18 protein-coding genes and 1 tRNA gene are annotated in these 15,442 nt (G+C 44.0%); 17 read left to right on the top strand and 2 right to left on the bottom strand.

The window, feature by feature from the left end:
• The first annotated feature begins 4 nt into the window (after positions 1-4).
• The 14 genes from cydX to R7E00_RS13810 all read left to right on the top strand — a co-directional run bounded on the left by cydX (position 5) and on the right by R7E00_RS13810 (position 10,547).
• Positions 5-112 (top strand): cytochrome bd-I oxidase subunit CydX, encoded by a 108-nt coding sequence (gene cydX / locus R7E00_RS13875; RefSeq protein ID WP_000270284.1) that lies wholly within the window; start codon positions 5-7, stop codon positions 110-112.
• The gene (gene ybgE / locus R7E00_RS13870) at positions 105-407 is read left to right on the top strand and encodes a cyd operon protein YbgE (protein WP_213871542.1); all 303 of its coding nucleotides are present in this window, start codon (positions 105-107) and stop codon (positions 405-407) included. The genes cydX and ybgE overlap by 8 nt, the downstream gene beginning before the upstream one ends.
• Positions 408-579: 172 nt before the next feature.
• Positions 580-999: a tol-pal system-associated acyl-CoA thioesterase gene (gene ybgC, locus R7E00_RS13865; RefSeq protein ID WP_017820044.1), complete on the top strand. Its 420-nt coding sequence runs from the start codon at positions 580-582 to the stop codon at positions 997-999.
• Complete coding sequence (gene tolQ, locus R7E00_RS13860) at positions 989-1,687, top strand: protein TolQ (protein ID WP_005378301.1); 699 nt, start codon at positions 989-991, stop codon at positions 1,685-1,687. Before ybgC ends, tolQ begins: the two co-directional genes overlap by 11 nt.
• A 3-nt stretch (positions 1,688-1,690) precedes the next feature.
• Positions 1,691-2,134: an ExbD/TolR family protein gene (locus tag R7E00_RS13855; protein ID WP_005378298.1), complete on the top strand. Its 444-nt coding sequence runs from the start codon at positions 1,691-1,693 to the stop codon at positions 2,132-2,134.
• A 13-nt stretch (positions 2,135-2,147) separates the two neighbouring features.
• Entirely contained in the window at positions 2,148-3,215 is a 1,068-nt protein-coding gene (gene tolA / locus R7E00_RS13850) for a cell envelope integrity protein TolA (RefSeq protein WP_054575111.1), read from the top strand.
• A gap of 12 nt (positions 3,216-3,227) precedes the next feature.
• Positions 3,228-4,580 (top strand): Tol-Pal system beta propeller repeat protein TolB, encoded by a 1,353-nt coding sequence (tolB, locus tag R7E00_RS13845; protein WP_005387925.1) that lies wholly within the window; start codon positions 3,228-3,230, stop codon positions 4,578-4,580.
• Between the two features lie 30 nt (positions 4,581-4,610).
• Complete coding sequence (gene pal, locus R7E00_RS13840) at positions 4,611-5,135, top strand: peptidoglycan-associated lipoprotein Pal (protein WP_005378293.1); 525 nt, start codon at positions 4,611-4,613, stop codon at positions 5,133-5,135.
• Positions 5,136-5,150: 15 nt separating this feature from the next.
• Positions 5,151-5,903 (top strand): tol-pal system protein YbgF, encoded by a 753-nt coding sequence (ybgF, locus tag R7E00_RS13835; RefSeq protein ID WP_005378285.1) that lies wholly within the window; start codon positions 5,151-5,153, stop codon positions 5,901-5,903.
• A gap of 251 nt (positions 5,904-6,154) precedes the next feature.
• Positions 6,155-7,216, top strand: coding sequence for a quinolinate synthase NadA (gene nadA, locus R7E00_RS13830; protein ID WP_017635054.1), 1,062 nt, complete (start codon positions 6,155-6,157; stop codon positions 7,214-7,216).
• 118 nt (positions 7,217-7,334) lie between these two features.
• Positions 7,335-8,378: a potassium channel protein gene (locus tag R7E00_RS13825; RefSeq protein WP_017635053.1), complete on the top strand. Its 1,044-nt coding sequence runs from the start codon at positions 7,335-7,337 to the stop codon at positions 8,376-8,378.
• A complete protein-coding gene (locus tag R7E00_RS13820) occupies positions 8,378-8,794 on the top strand; it encodes a DUF350 domain-containing protein (protein ID WP_005378281.1) in 417 nt (138 codons plus the stop codon). The genes R7E00_RS13825 and R7E00_RS13820 overlap by 1 nt, the downstream gene beginning before the upstream one ends.
• Positions 8,795-8,802: 8 nt before the next feature.
• Positions 8,803-9,372 carry a DUF1190 domain-containing protein gene (locus tag R7E00_RS13815; RefSeq protein WP_213915689.1) on the top strand — a complete coding sequence of 190 codons (570 nt, stop codon included), beginning with the start codon at positions 8,803-8,805 and terminating at the stop codon, positions 9,370-9,372.
• A gap of 8 nt (positions 9,373-9,380) precedes the next feature.
• On the top strand, positions 9,381-10,547 hold the full coding sequence (locus R7E00_RS13810; RefSeq protein WP_042522104.1) for a glutathionylspermidine synthase family protein: 1,167 nt from the start codon (positions 9,381-9,383) through the stop codon (positions 10,545-10,547).
• A gap of 73 nt (positions 10,548-10,620) precedes the next feature.
• On the opposite strand, the gene R7E00_RS13805 is transcribed toward R7E00_RS13810, so the two are convergent.
• Complete coding sequence (locus R7E00_RS13805; protein WP_005378278.1) at positions 10,621-11,232, bottom strand: YecA family protein; 612 nt, start codon at positions 11,230-11,232, stop codon at positions 10,621-10,623.
• Positions 11,233-11,283: 51 nt separating this feature from the next.
• On the opposite strand from R7E00_RS13805, the gene R7E00_RS13800 reads away from it, so the two are divergent.
• The 3 genes from R7E00_RS13800 (at position 11,284) to R7E00_RS13790 (ending at position 14,888) form a co-directional block, all read left to right on the top strand.
• The gene (locus R7E00_RS13800; protein ID WP_054576387.1) at positions 11,284-13,704 is read left to right on the top strand and encodes a hybrid sensor histidine kinase/response regulator; all 2,421 of its coding nucleotides are present in this window, start codon (positions 11,284-11,286) and stop codon (positions 13,702-13,704) included.
• A gap of 502 nt (positions 13,705-14,206) precedes the next feature.
• A complete protein-coding gene (locus R7E00_RS13795) occupies positions 14,207-14,656 on the top strand; it encodes an L-alanine exporter AlaE (RefSeq protein ID WP_005378276.1) in 450 nt (149 codons plus the stop codon).
• Positions 14,657-14,800: 144 nt separating this feature from the next.
• Positions 14,801-14,888, top strand: a tRNA-Ser gene (locus R7E00_RS13790).
• A 273-nt stretch (positions 14,889-15,161) separates the two neighbouring features.
• On the opposite strand, the gene R7E00_RS13785 is transcribed toward R7E00_RS13790, so the two are convergent.
• Complete coding sequence (locus R7E00_RS13785; protein ID WP_017635045.1) at positions 15,162-15,290, bottom strand: hypothetical protein; 129 nt, start codon at positions 15,288-15,290, stop codon at positions 15,162-15,164.
• Positions 15,291-15,442: the final 152 nt, after the last annotated feature.

Raw genomic sequence — 15,442 nt, 5'->3', positions numbered from 1 at the left:
TACTATGTGGTATTTCGCATGGATTCTAGGTGTACTACTTGCTTGTGCATTCGGTATCATCAACGCTCTTTGGCTAGAGCACTCAGAAATGATGGATAAAGACAGTGAGTAACTTCGCTGATAAGGTAGCGAAACTTCACGCACCAATGGATAAGACTCTGCTACGAGTCTTATCTCTCATCCTTGGCTTTATGCACGTAGGATTGGTGATGTGGGACCCTGAAGCTTACCATCAAGCAATTGGTGGTTTTAACTCAATCATCGCACCAGCACTGATTTGGTCTGTATGTTCAAGCATGGTGTATGGGGTGGGCTTCAAGCCAAGAAACTGGTACTGGCAAGTTTTGTTTAGTCCTTATTTCTCGTTAGCTATCTTAATTTATCTAACGGCACTTTATTTCATTTAGGCTGAAATATGCTGTAATAAAGTCGGTTACTAAATCATCGAATAAAAGCTAGGTATCTCGCCTAGCTTTTATTTTTTCTACAAATTTCAAAAATATTTCCTTAGCTCGGTACCAATTGCTGTCGCTTCAGTTATAGTAATTACTTTAAAGAATTGAATATATTGGTACTCCCTTGCAAGGCACATCAAATCTCTTTCACTGGCCGATCACCGTGTACTATGAAGACACTGATGCGGGCGGTGTTGTATATCATTCTAATTATCTAAAATTCTTTGAGCGCGCACGGACAGAGATGTTACGTGCTAAAGGCATTTCTCAACATGTGTTACTGGAACAAAATATCGGCTTTGTTGTCCGACACATGGATATCGATTTCAACCAAGGGGCTAGGCTGGACGAGCATCTGACAGTCGTAACCCGAGTGTCAGAAATAAAACGTGCTTCTCTGCAATTCTGTCAAGAGTTGGTCAATGATCAAGGCAAGATATTGTGCAAGGCCTCGGTTAAGGTAGCATGTATCGATAATAAGAAAATGAAACCAATAGCTATTCCAACCTTTATAAATTCGGAGCTAACAAATAGTGACTGCTGATATTTCCATTTTAGATCTCTTTCTTCAGGCCAGTCTGTTGGTAAAGCTTGTGATGCTGACGTTGCTTGGCATGTCAATTGTGTCATGGGCAATGATCATCAAGCGCAGCAAAGTGCTTTCTCAAGCATCAAAAAATGCAGAGCAGTTTGAAGACAAATTTTGGTCGGGTACTGATCTTTCTCAGCTTTACCAAAAAGTAAAAGCGCGTAAAGACGAAATTGAAGGCACAGAAGAAATCTTCTACGCAGGTTTTACAGAGTTTGCTCGCCTACGTAAGAGCAACGCAAATTCACCAGCTTACATCATGGAAGGCACTGGCCGCGCAATGCGCGTTGCTGTTTCTCGTGAAGTTGATGAGCTAGAAACAAGCTTACCGTTTTTGGCAACAGTCGGTTCTATAAGCCCTTATATCGGCCTATTTGGTACCGTTTGGGGCATCATGCACGCCTTTATTGCGCTGGGTGAAGTAAAGCAAGCTACGTTGTCTATGGTTGCACCGGGTATCGCCGAGGCACTTATCGCGACAGCGATGGGTCTATTTGCGGCTATTCCGGCAGTAATGGCGTACAACCGCCTAAGCAATAAAGTGAGTAAACTAGAGCACACTTACGCAACATTTTCTGAAGAATTCCACAGCATCCTTCATCGTCAAGCGATGGCTGGCCGAGACAGCGCGGATAAGGAATAAAGCATGGCGGGTTATCAACCTAAAAAGCGAAAAATGACAGCGGAGATCAACGTTGTTCCGTATATCGACGTAATGCTCGTACTGTTGATCATTTTTATGGCGACCGCTCCATTTGTGACTCAAGGCGTCGACGTTGATCTTCCGAAAACATCGACTGCAGAATCTATGCAAGACCTTGCTGGCGAGACTGACAGTAGCTTTATTATCATCGAAATTGATAGCGAGGGTAATTTAGGCCTAAGCGTCAATGATGAAGAAGTTCAGCGAGGTTTGTCGTTGCAAGATGTTATTGTGCGAGTGAAAGCGGAGCGAGAGGTTAAGCCGGATTCACCAGTTGCGGTAGGTGGCGACGCGGCAACACCATATGCCGATGTTGTTCTATTGCTGGATGAACTAAGTCGAGCTGGTATCCCTAAGGTAGGTCTAATGACCGATATCAGGGAATAGACATCAATTATCTATGAAAGATCACAAGAAGAAACCCAACCAATACACCAAACCGATAGCAATATCGGTTGGTTTGCATGCAATTCTAGTTGCAGCCCTGCTTTGGGGGACGGACTTCAATATGTCTAAACCAGAGCCTACAGGGCAAATGGTTCAAGCTGTTGTCATCGATCCAAAACTTGTGCAGCAACAAGCGAAAGAAATTCGCCAGCAACGCGAAAAGGCAGCGAAAAAAGAACAAGAGCGTCTTGATAAACTGAGACGCGAAGCAGAGCAGCTAGAAAAAAACCGCAAAGCTGAAGAAGAGCAAATTCGCAAGTTGAAAGAGCAGCAAGCGAAAGATGCTCAAGCGGCACGAGAAGCAGAAGCTGCGCGTAAGAAAAAAGAGCAAGAGCGCAAGCAGGAAGAAGAACGTGTTCGCAAAGAAAAAGAGCGAGCTGCTAAGCTAGAAAAAGAGCGCAAGGAAAAAGAAGAAGCCGTGCGTAAAGCTGAACAGCAGCGTTTAGCAAAAGAGGCGGCTATCGCAAAAGCTGAGCAAGAACGTTTAGCTCGTGAAAAAGCAGCAAAAGAAGCGGAAGAAAAAGCACGTCGTGAGCGTGAAGCAGCTGAAAAAGCTGAACAAGAGCGCATCGCAAAAGAGAAAGCGGCAAAAGAGGCAGCGGAGCGAGAGCGTAAAGCGAGAGAAGCAGCTGAGCGTGCCGAGCGTGAGCGTAAAGCTCAAGAAGCCGCGTTAGATGATATTTTTGCGGGGCTCGAGGATGAGGTCAGTAAAAACAGTGCTGCGCGCAATCAATTTATTGACGACGAACTTTCTCGTATGTCATCCATCTATACTCAAAATATTCAGCAAAAGCTGATTAAGGATGACTACTTGCTGGGAAAGGAGTGTAGGGTAAACATCAAATTGATTCCGACAGGAACTGATATGATGGTCTCTGGTGTTACCGTTTTGAGTGGTGATGCTCGAGTATGTGCTGCGGCGAAGCGAGCAATAGCTCAGGTAGGGACGTTCCCTAAATCTTCAGAATCAGCGGTCAATGAAAGACTAAAAGACATCAACATAACTGTTGCTTTGGACTAAAAGGAATAAGACGTGATTAGACGCCTTTTACTAGGAATGTTTGTACTGTTTAGCAGTATGACAAATGTGGCGAATGCCGCATTAGAGTTGGTCATTACCGATGGTATTGATTCAGCACGACCAATTGCTGTTGTTCCGTTTAAGTGGGAGGGCACACAAGCGCTTCCAACGGATGTTTCTGCTGTTATCGCCTCGGATTTACAACGTAGTGGTAAATTTAGCCCAGTTCCAACGAGCAAAATGCCACAAACACCGTTCAGTGAATCAGAAGTTAATTTTGATGCTTGGACCAATTTAGGCGTGGATGCGCTATTGACTGGTTCAATCAAGCAAAACGACCAAGGTGACTACGTTATCAACTATCAACTTGTTGATATTGTGCGTGGTCAGTTAACGGGTGGGAAGAGTAAGGCGCTTGGTAGTGACGGTGAATTGGTTCTGTCAAAAGATCATGTGCTGTTCAATAAAGTAGCCACTGTTCAAGGGCCTCGTATGCGTGAGTACGCTCACCGTATCTCTGATTTGGTGTATGAGCAGTTGACTGGCGACCGTGGCGCTTTCATGACTCGTATCGCATATGTGGTAGTGAACGATAAAGACCGTTTCCCTTACCAACTTCGAGTCGCTGATTACGATGGCTACAATGAGCGTCTGGTTTTACGCTCTAAGCAACCATTAATGTCACCAGCGTGGTCACCAGATGGTAAAAAGCTTGCGTATGTTAGCTTCCAAAATGGCCAAGCAGAAATCTTCATAATGAACATCTACACCGGTGAACGTGAGAAAATTACTTCATACCCACGTCACAATGGTGCACCAAGATTTTCGCCTGATGGCAATAAGTTAGCGATTGTTCTTTCTAAAACAGGCTCGCTTCATGTTTATACGTTTGACCTTAACACTCGTAAACTGACGCAAATTACGCGTGGCAGATCAAATAATACGGAACCGTTCTGGCATCCGGATGGAAAATCGTTGATTTTCACATCGGATAGGGGTGGTAAACCACAGATTTATCAAGTAAATTTGGGCAGCGGTTCTATTGACCGTTTGACTTGGCAAGGCAGCCAAAATTTGGGTGGTCAGATTACTCCTGATGGGCGATTCCTAGTTATGGTGAACCGCAGCAACGCAGGATTTAATTTGGCGAAACAAGATTTGGAAACTGGTGCTCTTCAAGTCTTAACTAAGACCTTGCTTGATGAGTCTCCTAGTATTGCCCCAAACGGTGGCATGGTTGTGTATAGCTCGATTTACAACAAGAAAAACGTACTATCGATGGTGTCAATTGATGGTCGATTCAAAGCTAGATTACCGGCAACAAATGGGCGTGTTCGAGCGCCTGCATGGTCACCGTTTTTGTAGTAATAAGTTTGATTAATAAAGGAAAATAAGATGCAACTGAACAAGGTTCTAAAAGGGCTACTAATCGCGCTTCCTGTAATGGCTGTTACAGCGTGTAGTTCAAGCGACGACGCTGCTTCTAACACTGGTGCAGCAACAAACAACAATGGCGCAGTGGAAACAACAGTAGCTACGCCAATTGATCAAAGCGGTCAGTTGACAGAGCAAGAGCTAAAAGAGCAAGCGCTACGTGAAACTCAAACAATCTACTTTGCTTTTGACAACTCAACAATTGCAGCAGATTACGAAGAGATGCTAGCGGCTCACGCTTCTTACCTAAGCAAGAACCCAGCACTTAACGTAACTATCGAAGGTCACGCTGATGAGCGCGGTACACCTGAGTACAACATTGCTCTAGGTGAGCGTCGTGCACAAGCAGTAGCGAACTACCTACAAGCACTAGGTGTTCAAGCTGACCAAATCTCAATCGTTAGCTACGGTGAAGAGAAGCCACTTCTTCTAGGTCAATCAGATGAAGTTTACGCTAAGAACCGTCGCGCGGTTCTAGTATACTAATTCGAGGTAATCCTCATGTTCAGTAACACTAAGCGCGCTGTTGCGCTTACGTTACTGGCAAGTGCAGCGAACTTTGCGTTCGCTGCACCAGCTCCAGTATCTGATCTCAACAGCACATCATCCGTCTCTAAGAGCCGTTCATCTGAAACGGAAGTAGAGCGTCTAGAACGTTTGCTCCAAAACCGCAATCGCGTTCAGCTCCAAATGCAACAGCAAATTGACCAAATGTCGCAAGAGATCAGTGAATTGCGTGGTCAATTAGAGCGAAATAGCTACGAAATGAAACAAATGTTGCAACGTCAACGTGAGTTGTTTGTCGAGCTGGATCGTGTTCGTGGAGAGATAAAATCCACACCTGCACAAGAAGCACAACCTGTGAAAACAGGTGGCCAGTACACTCCAAATGTTGATGAGCAAACGGCATATCAGAATGCAGTTGACCTGATTCTCAAAAAGCGTGATTACACTGGTGCAATTGCAGCGTTCCAGCAGTTCCAGAAAGATTATCCTGATTCTACATATTCAGCGAATTCTCACTACTGGTTAGGTCAGTTGTACTTCGCTAAAAAGCAGGATGAGGATGCAGTGAAAAGTTTTGCCGCTGTGGTGTCTTATAAAGACTCCAATAAGCGAGCCGATGCGTTGCTTAAGTTAGGCGAAATCGCTGAGCGTAATAACAATGCAGCTCAAGCGAAAAAGTACTACCAACAAGTGGTTGATGAATACCCAGGTAGTGCATCTGCAAAACTTGCCAGCTCTAAGCTGTAAGACGTTATGTTTTAAAAAGGAAGCTTCGGCTTCCTTTTTCTTTTCCATTTTCTGTTGGTACAGAACGGCTAAGTCGATAGCAATGATGCAGAGCCTCTGACCTTATGTTGCACCGAATTTCGCTACTCGGAAATGCTACCTGTAACAAAGATATACGGCTAGACCGCTAGAAATCCCCGCGACAAGTTGGTTTTTGAAAATTAACGAGGTTACAATACTCGGATTAAAGGAAGTTGCGTAGAGCAAGAGCAATGAGCCATATATTAGATAAAATCGACACTGTTTACCCATTCCCACCGAAACCAGTTCCATTAAGCGAAGAAGAAAAAGCATCTTACATTGAGCGTATTAAAAAGTTACTCAAAGAAAAAGATGCGGTACTTATCGCGCACTACTATACCGACCCTGAGATTCAAGCCCTAGCTGAAGACACTGGCGGGTTTGTTGGTGACTCGTTGGAAATGGCGAAGTTTGGTAATCGTCACCCTGCAAGTACATTGATTATTGGTGGTGTTCGCTTTATGGGCGAGTCGGCCAAAATTCTGACACCAGAAAAGCGCATTCTAATGCCAACGTTGGAAGCGGAATGTTCGCTCGACCTTGGCTGTCCTGCGGATAAGTTCAGCGAGTTTTGTGATGCTCACCCTGATCATACGGTTGTAGTTTACGCAAACACCTCAGCAGCGGTTAAAGCCCGTGCCGACTGGGTCGTTACATCGAGTATTGCGCTTGAAATCGTGGAACACTTAGACGCTGAAGATAAGCCAATTATTTGGGGACCAGACCGTCACCTAGGATCGTACATCGCTAACAAAACTGGCGCAGATATGCTGCTTTGGCAGGGTGAGTGTGTGGTTCATGATGAGTTCTCTGCTGATGCGTTACGAAAAATGAAGAGCGTGTATCCAGATGCGGCTATTTTGGTTCACCCTGAGTCACCAGCAAGCGTCGTAGAACTTGCCGATGCCGTTGGATCAACGAGTCAGCTGATCAAAGCAGCGAAAGAGCTTCCTCACAAACAAATGATCGTTGCGACAGACAAAGGTATTTTCTTTAAAATGCAGCAACTAGTGCCAGAAAAAGAGCTTATCGAAGCACCAACCGCAGGTGCAGGCGCAACATGCCGCAGCTGTGCACACTGTCCTTGGATGGCAATGAACGGTTTGAAAGCAATTGAGAAAGCGCTTAGTGAAGGTGGTAAAGAGCACGAGATTTTTGTTGACGAAGAACTGCGTGTTAAATCCCTTATACCACTTAACCGCATGCTAGATTTTGCTGAGCAGCTAAATATGCAAGTGAAAGGTAATGCTTAAAAAGTAGGCGTAACTGAAAGTAAATCTCAAAAACCAGTCGAATATGGCTGGTTTTTTTGTGTCTTACTATCAATGAGTTACTATTGATGCAATCAATGAATATCGAGGTCATAAATTTATGGCGGTGTGGTTAGTAGTTAAAAAGTGGCTTAGTTCACACCTTTTTAAATTGAGCAACCGAAGCCTTCTCATCTTTAGTGGCTTATATGTGAGCCTTTCATGGTGGCTGCTGGTTCTCGCTGGTGAAACAGCATTAACAGACAGTTTCGCTAACTTTATCTATTACCTCATGGTTACGGCGAGTACGGTGGGTTATGGCGACCATTCTCCAGTAACAGATTTGGGTAAATGGGTTGTCGTACTATTTGTAATCCCCGGCGGTTTGAGCTTATTCGCCGCATTATTGGGGCGTGTCGCTGGAGCCGCGATGGACTATTGGCGAGCGGGTATTTTAGGAAAACGGAGAGTAAGAGTGGAAAACCATATTGTATTGTTGGGCTGGAATGGATCGAGGACGATGCACCTTATTCGCATGTTACAACATGAAGAAGAGGGAAAGCGTCCGATTGTTTTATGCAGCCGTTCAGAAATAGAGAACCCGTTACCTGGCGAAATCAGTTTTATCAAAGTGACCAGTTATACCGATTCGCAAGAAATGAAAAACGCCAATATTGCCGAAGCCGCTTGCATTATTGTGGATAATCTCTCGGACGACATTACCTTGTCAGCCGCTCTATACTGCGCATCTGTAAACCCTTCCGCTCATTTGGTCGCTTACTTTAAAGATGAAGCGCTAGGCCGACTTCTAAGTCAGCATTGCCCGAAAGCGGAATGCATACCTGCTGTTGGTGCAGAAATGTTGGCAAAAGCGGCGGTTGACCCGGGCTCAAGTGCGCTTCATCAGGAGCTTTTGGCTTCAACACGAGGTATGACGCAATACTCAGTTATTTATCCCGAGGGTCAGTCTGCCACCACTATTGAGAATCTCTTCGTTTTTCTCAAAAGACGCCATCATGCCACGCTGATTGCTTTTGATATTGGCGATGGTATTCAACTCAACCCAGATTTAGATGCTGAAGTACCCGCGAGTACCAAGCTGTTTTACATTGCAGATGAACGTATTGAAGATTTTGCCTGGAAAGAAATGAACAAGGAACAATAATGCACATGATTGCCGGCCTGTTAGCAGGCTTCCCAAACTTTTTACTCTATTTCTCTGTTTCTATTATTTTTGTATTGGCGTTTAAGTTCATCTACGTCAAGTTGACGCCATACGATGAGTGGCATCTGATCAAAGAAAAACAAAATACAGCAGCAGCGATTGCGCTAAGTGGGGCCTTCCTTGGTTATTGTCTCGCGATTTCGGGGGCGGCAAAAAACTCGGTCAATATCGTCGATTTTATGGTGTGGGGCGTTGTTGCAATGCTTGCTCAAATTATCGCATTTGCAATTGTACGCTTTATTTTACTTCCGAAAGTGGCAGAGCGTATCGAAAAAGATGAACTGCCAGCCGGTATTGTATTAGCCGCAGTTTCTGTTTCGGTCGGCGTATTGAATGCCGCTTGCATGACTTACTAGGAGGAACGATGAAGCGGAGTTCTAACGTTAAACGTTCTTCCATGGACAAAAGCTTAAAGCTTGGGAAAATTCTTCCCTTTGCTGCCTTTGGTGGTATTTTCTTCTTTGCTACGTACGAGTCAAAAACAGAAGGGTACATTTTTTCTGATGCTGATGAGTGTAAATCTAACTCGCCTGAGTTTAGTGAACAGTGTGACATTGCATACCAAGAAGCTTTAGCTCGTGCCGAACAAAATGCCCCTCGCTACCGCAGCGAGTTCGAATGCGAGAATGATTTCTACGAGGATGATTGTTACTACAGTTCCAGTTCCCGAGCTTATGTACCTAACTTTGGCGGTTTTTTTTACAGTCGCTCATTAAGCGGGTTGAAAGGTTATAACAAGAGCTATTACTCAGAGCCGATGTACCGTTATAAATCCAAATTCTATAATGGAGCAGGGCAATTCTTTGGCTCCTACCGAAATCAGCCGACCAAAGTTGCGACGAATAGCCTTAATAAACGTGGTGGCGGCACCATTGGCAGGGCGATGTCTCGAGGCGGGTTTGGTAAAGTGGTGTCGGTCAGTCGAGGCGGTTAAAAAGCACTATGTTTCGACGAGAAATACAAGAGCGCGAAAACTGGCGTGAATTAGCACGCCAGTTTGGTTTTGGTTTCCATACCATGTATGACCAACCGTATTGGGATGAGAGTGCTTACTATCAATTCACGCTGGAGCAAATTGAGCGCGATATAGAAGCGCCCACTGAAGAGCTGCATCAGATGTGCCTGGCTATTGTGGATGAAGTCGTTCGGAGTGAGCGGTTGCTGACGCAATGTGCGATCCCTGAATCTATGTGGGAGCAGGTCGCTTCTTCATGGAGACGAAGCGAACCTTCGCTTTATTCGCGGCTGGATTTCGCGTACAACGGGACCTCGCCAGCAAAATTACTGGAAAACAATGCGGATACGCCAACCAGCTTGTTTGAAACTGGCTTTTGGCAGTGGGTGTGGCTAGAAGATGTTGTAAATAAAGGTCGAGTTCACCAGAGCGCGGATCAATTCAATATTCTTCAAGACTTTTTGATCGAGCGCTTTGCCGAAATAGCAAAATACCAACCAGGACAAACACTTCACTTTAGCTGCTGCAAGTACACTGAAGAAGATAAAGGGACTGTCCAGTATTTAGAGGATTGCGCGCGAGAGGCAGGGTTAGCAACGGCATTCGTGCATGTCGAAGATATTGGAGTGACGGAAGATGGTCTGTTTGTGGATGCTGACGACAGAGCGATTCGTTGGATGTTTAAGCTTTACCCTTGGGAGTTTATGTTTGAAGAGGAATATGCGAAGTACTTAGCGACTGCGAACGTAAACTGGTTAGAACCGATGTGGAAGTCGATTCTATCCAATAAAGCACTTTTACCGTTATTGTGGGAGCGCTTTCCTAATCACCCGAACCTTTTGCCCGCTTATTTTGCTAACGATTCAAAAGCGAACACTATGAGAGATTATGTCATCAAGCCACTATTTTCTCGAGAGGGCGCGAACATCGAGATCGTCATCGATGGAAAACGTTTTGTTAAAACGTCAGGGCCTTATGAATCTAAATTCAATATCGTCCAGCAATACCATCCACTACCTAAGTTTGGGCACAACCATACGTTAATTGGCAGTTGGTTGGTCAATGATAGAGCTGCCGGTATTTCGATTAGGGAAGACAGTAGCTTAGTGACTCAAGATATGGCGCGGTATATTCCACATGTAATTTTAACATGATCAAAAAAGCTCTCCATTTGGAGAGCTTTTTGTCTATTCAGCCGTTCAATCTTGATGGTCGACAGCGTTGCGTCTATTGTTCTTCAGCTAATGCAACACCGCGCTGGGTAAGACCACATAACATCACTGGCATTGCATTGAAGATCTCTTCAAACTGCTCTAAGCCTTCCATACCTTGTTCGGCCAATGTTTCAATGGTTGTTTCTGGGTCGTAAAGCATAGTAAGAGAAAGTAAAACACCACCGAGTAGGGCATTATCTTCGCTATCCTCAGGCATCAACGTTTCCCAGTCATCACGCGCAAGTTGCCAGCCTTGTAATACACCTTCACAGAAATCGCGAGCCTGACTTGTTACAATGTCTTGCTCATCTAGCGCGCACCCTGCAGGCCACTGCCAAGTGCCTTCTAGGAGAGCGGGACGAGTTTGGTTCCACATTTGTACAATCTCGTCAATGTACTGCTCTAGTTGTTCACCGTCAGTAAATGGCGCTGTTTCTTCTCCACCCCATAAGAATGGCAACCACTCTTGAGGCATTAATACGTTTGGCGCTGCAGCCATCGCTGTTACAAAGCCTTGAGTTTTTGCTAGGTTTAGTAGTTTACCGTCAAGTTCTGGGAGAGAAAGGATGTCTTGTAGTTTCAAAATAGAATACCATTTGTTAATGGGCTGGTTGATTGCGCTCATCTTACCAATCAATTAGTGATAAATCGATATTAGGGAATGATTCACACATCTATGGAAATTCGCTCATCACTTAGAAAAAAAAGCATTCTCGCCCTAACACTTTACCTGTGCTTCTTTATCGCCACTATCGGTTCTGTCGCCTATTTGGTTGTTGAGCCACCGGTTAGACAAAAGCTAGAGCAAAACCTAGAGTTACGTACCCAACTCCTGGCTCTTGAGATAAAAGAGCCCCTCCTCAGTTCTACAGGTGTATTGAGCAGCTTAGTAGGGCTAGCCCAAGGGACTGAAAATATTCAATCTCTCAACACAATAATTCCACATATACTTCAATTGAGTGACAAGATGCTTGTTAGTGGTGGCGTATGGCCTAAACCCGAACTAAAAGCAGAACAATGGAGATATAAAAGTCTATTCTTCAATAAAAACAGTGATAGTGGTATTGACCAAATTCACTCCTACAATAACCCCGAATCTGGCGGTTATGATAATGAAGCCTGGTATGTCGCTGCCGCCGATGCTCCGGTAGGTTCTGTTAGTTGGTCTACGGTTTACATCGATACCTTTACTCAGGTCCAGATGATTACCGCGTCTTCTCCGTACTACCAAAACGGTCGATTCGCTGGAGTTGTAACGGTAGACCTATCACTTGATGCACTTTTTCAGTTTATTCGAGAGCACACGAACCAGCATTCTTTGGGGGTAGTGGTTCGCGATGCTGACTCAAACGTGATTATTGAACACAACTTTCAACTGACGGACGAAATTTATGTCAGCGAGCTTGATTTCGGAGAGTTCGATTGGCGCATGGAAGTTGTCAACGCAAAAGCTAAAGTCGCCGATCAAGTGTTTGAACAAGTGATGAGCGTTGAGGGGAGGATCATTCCATTTTTGCTCTTGTGTGTCTTGGTCGGTTACTACTTACTGAATCGCTATATTGTTGAACCAATTGTTCGCATTGCCGCTAAGATTGATGACTCGAAAACTGGTGGGATCATAGATATTGACTACGATAGCGATGACGAAATCGGACAGCTTATCGAGAAGTTCAATGAAAAGACGATCTATTTAGAGCAGGAGAGAATAAAAGCTCAGGCTTCGACAAACGCTAAAACGGCATTCTTAGCCACATTGTCCCACGAGATTCGCACACCAATGAACGGTGTACTAGGAACTGCCCAGATACTGTTAAAAACACCACTTACCGATGAGCAGCGTAAGCACCTGAGAACACTTTATGATTCAGGTGATCACATGATGACATTACTCAATGAGATTTTAGATTACTCAAAAATTGAACAAGGGCATGTTGAGTTTGAAAATAAGCCTTTCCCAATTGAGTCGATTATCGGCAGTATCAAGAGTGTTTATCAAACTCTATGTGCAGAAAAAGGTCTTCGCTTTAGAGTCGTCTCGCATTTACCAACGGGTCGTTGGTACAACAATGACAAAGCCCGTTTGCGTCAAGTACTGTTCAATCTACTCAATAACGCTGTTAAGTTCACCGATCGTGGCATCGTAGAGGTAGAGCTAGCCGAGAAATCGAGTAAGGCAGGCACCAAGCTGATACTAAAGGTAAAAGATACAGGAATTGGTATTTCAAAAGAGGCACAAAAACGCATTTTTCGTCCTTTTGAGCAAGCGGAGTCATCAACGACTAGACGGTTTGGTGGTACAGGGCTTGGTTTAGCAATAGTCAAAGAAATCGCGGAACATATGGGTGGGCAAGTGGTTGTAGAGAGTCAGGAGGACGCTGGAACGACTTTTACTGTCGAAATTGCCCTTACACCTTGCAAGCCGGGTAAAGTAGAGTCAATCAATACACATAAATTGAACTGTAAAGGGTTGAAAGCACTCATTGTTGAAGACAACCGAACAAATGCGATCATTATGGAAACTTTCCTCCGAGCCAAGGGCTTTGAGTGCACAAGTGTCGAAAATGGTCAGCTTGCAGTCGATGAGGTTGCGAGCAAACCATTTGATTTGATACTGATGGATAATCATATGCCTGTTCTAGATGGCGTTGGGGCCATATCAGCCATTCGAGCAATGAGTTCACCTGCTAAGTCGGTACTGATTTTTGGCTGTACAGCGGATGTGTTCAAAGAAACACAAGAACGTATGATTAATGTAGGAGCAGACCACATAATAGCGAAACCAATAGTGGAGTCTGAATTAAATGATGCACTGTATCTTCATGCGACACAGTTATATCAGTACCAATCGGACTTTGATGGAAATGCAGCAGATAGCTTTAATGCTGAAAAGTGGTTACTCAACTTCTATGTCGCTCTAGATAATGGACATCTTAATGAAGCACTTGAGGCTATTTCAGCGATCATTGCGGAGGCTCCCCTTGAACTCAGTGACGACGTTTCTTCAGTCGCTGAACGGATAAGAAGTAACTTAAAGCGTCAGCAATCCCCAGACCAAGATGATATCGATACATTAACGATTTTGCTGGCCTCACCATAACTGAATCAATATGGCGCAACTGTGAATTGTTCTTACTATTCATACGTCATCCAGCTTCGTGACAAACTCTTCTAACCTGCAATGAACAGGCTTGCAGTTTTACTTTTACGAGTAAAGCAGCAAGACCTTCTACTGTGATTATATCGGTAATACTCTGAATTTTCGCAGCTTGGTAGCATAAGCTATAGGAGTGACTGTTTACAGTCCGAGTTTTGTTCTAACTTTACGTCAAAATAATTATCGTAACCCCTTTTTATGTAAGTGAAATCCGTGTTTTTGTACCATTTTTACGTAATTTTAGGCGTTTTTACTCGTCATTGGTGAAAAAAACTACTTTTACTTTAAAAGTTGGTTATAAATTTACAACTTAATTTTAAATACAGAGCCATAAGCTAGTTTTTGTGTGTTCTAATTGCATCATTAACTGGCTTGGTGTCTTTTTAGTGGTTAATAGTTTTATTATTTTTATTAATTGCAGTGTTTGATTTTAAGGGTTTTGTAAATGAAGTCTCGTGGACCATTTTGTATTCGTCACGCCGCAGCGGATACCTTTGCTATGGTTGTTTTTTGCTTTATCACAGGGATGATTGTCGAGATTTTGATTTCAGGGATGACATTTGAGCAATCTCTAGCATCGCGTACGCTATCGATTCCAGTGAATATCGCCATTGCTTGGCCGTATGGGGTTTTTCGTGATTGGGTGCTGCATCAAGGTAGTAAGGTGTCACCGTCTTCCTTTATGAAAAACATCTCTGATCTGGTCGCTTATGTACTATTTCAATCTCCAGTTTATGCGGGTATCTTATTCGCAGTTGGCGCGTCTACAGATCAAATTGTGACCGCAGTGGCAAGTAACGCTGTTATTTCTTGTGGCATGGGTGTGTTGTATGGGTACTTCTTGGATATGTGCCGCCGTTGGTTCCGTGTTCCCGGTTATTCTCAAAGCATGTAAATGCCCCAGTTTTGCTCAATTTAGTTACTTAGTGAGCAATCGATTCGAAAAGGGCGCTTTTTTTTATGTTTAGCCTTGACCATCAGGCACATAATCATTAAATTAGCGCCTCGTTAGCCAATGATGCTAGCCAAAATTTGATTCGGTGAGTTGTCCGAGTGGCTGAAGGAGCACGCCTGGAAAGTGTGTATACGGCAACGTATCGAGAGTTCGAATCTCTCACTCACCGCCACATTCTAAAAGGTCTGATTTATCAGGCCTTTTTTCATATCTGCACTAAAGTAATGCGTCATTGAAAGTACACAAGAGTGCTCAAGGTGCAAGCGCCATTCTATCTACAAGCCAACTATTCACATCTCACCTCTATACAACGCCAAAATTGAAGAAGCTATACAGAGGCAGCCATAATCTGATTGGTGCGGGTTAGCCCATCCGCTTTAATCTAGAATTTAGCACCCATATCACATGAGGTATGAATACGGCCACAAGAATGAACGTATTGCTACTAGATGCTAAGCAAAACAGCCATGAACACGAATACAACAGCAATCATACCAAAGAGATCTGTGTTTGGATTGAGGTCATCTGGGTTAAATTTTTCAATGCTTTGCGTCGTTTTGCATCTTATCTTCATGTTCTTGTCCTTATTTCATGTACTATTTCAACAGCAACATAACATGCAATTGAGTGTTCACAAGTCATAAAAAGCATAAGTATACTTGCACCTCATTGAGCGCAAAAAATACTCAAAGCGTTTTAAAGTGGCGGTCTACCTTTTGTAACATC

Origin of the sequence: Vibrio sp. Vb1755, from assembly GCF_033338635.1 — a bacterium.
In the GTDB taxonomy this organism is placed as follows: Bacteria; Pseudomonadota; Gammaproteobacteria; order Enterobacterales; family Vibrionaceae; genus Vibrio; species Vibrio alginolyticus.
The sequence above is the reverse complement of the archived record's forward strand: the minus strand, read 5'-3'. Positions and strand labels throughout refer to the sequence as shown.